Genomic DNA, 1,312 nt, shown 5'->3' with positions numbered 1-1,312 from the left:
ATTGAAATACCCGTTTTATACCGCTGAATAGCCCGTCTTTTTTATTCGCATCGCCAACCGGAAAACCGGAATAGGATTTGGCGCGTAAAAATTTTTCAAAGGATTTTACCGCTTTTGCCGTCACCATAGGGTAAAGTTCTTCAGCACGTTTATTGGCATCATTAACCGTTGCCACAATATTACATGCCGCCACATCATAAATATTTCCGAGAGGGTCGAATACGCCCACAACAATGGGTTCGCCGTTTTCACAAGGTTTTACCGGGAGCCTTAAATGATGCGTTGGATTATACCCGACCATTGTCGCCCGATATTCTGCATTTTGATTCAAACCGGAGGCTTCGGTATTCGGATTAAAATCGGGTACCCGTTTTTGTAACGATTCTTCCGTTAAGATAAAGGAAAAATCGGTTTCAAGGGATTTTAAAGGCAGCTTCTGCATAAATGCTGCACGTGCATTGGCATCTGTTTCCAGTTTTTCAAACAATTCCGCCGGCCAACGAAATTCACTGTAAGCAAATTCAATAATTGCAGTTTGAGGATTGACAAAGGCGTGATAGTAGCTATTAACCCCTTTAGCCGGCACCCATTGTTTTCTTGGATTGCCTTCTGTCCATTCATATTGGGTGAATTTATAGGGCAGGCTGCCGTATTCCCGGTTTAATTCGGGTGCGTTACTGTCTTTAGTGCTGACGGTATATTTAAAAATAACCCATCGTCCTTTCAGGTCAGTGGTTTTGCCTACATGTTGTTGTGAATAAATATAAAAATAGCCTTGTCGCAGACGACGTAATTCGTAATTTGGGTCATTTATACCGGTAGGCATCGGCGGTGCTTCGCCCGTTTTAACGATTTTATCCAATGCAGCTTTGGTTAAACTAAAACGCGCCGGATAAATCGGACGGATATCCGCTTGACATGCCAGTGGCTTGCCGATTTTGTGGTCAGAGAGTACCGGGCTATTTGTTGTCATTTATTCATTTCTCCTTTTTAAAAATCCGTTTGGCTTGTTCATAAACCGTTTGAGCAACAATAATCGGAAAGTGTTCACCTATTTCTTCATTAGCTTGTGCGATGAGTTGCTGCAAAGTGCGGTCATTTTTTAAGTAAATTTGTGCCTTCACAAGATGAATAATTGCACTATCGTGTTTAAAGCCGAATTGTAGCGCTTGTTCAAAATAATGGACAATATCAGTGTGCAAAATTGTGATGTCCGTAAATTCCGCCGGAATAATCTCCGTTTGTAATTTTTTCAGTAATCGATGCTTACCGCGCTCTGTTAGAAATCCCTGCAAAAATTCATCATATGCCA

The 1,312-nt window shown here is 41.5% G+C and carries 1 protein-coding gene and 1 pseudogene; both read right to left on the bottom strand.

Annotated features, from left to right (window positions below):
- On the bottom strand, nucleotides 1-973 hold a 973-nt coding region (locus tag EDC44_RS13310; RefSeq protein ID WP_341538963.1), incomplete at its 3' end, for a toxin VasX.
- Nucleotides 974-977: 4 nt separating this feature from the next.
- Nucleotides 978-1,312: pseudogene (locus EDC44_RS13065) on the bottom strand (DUF4123 domain-containing protein); the annotation flags it as partial.

This window comes from Cricetibacter osteomyelitidis, from assembly GCF_004340985.1.
Classification (GTDB): Bacteria; Pseudomonadota; Gammaproteobacteria; order Enterobacterales; family Pasteurellaceae; genus Cricetibacter; species Cricetibacter osteomyelitidis.
The sequence above is the reverse complement of the archived record's forward strand: the minus strand, read 5'-3'. Positions and strand labels throughout refer to the sequence as shown.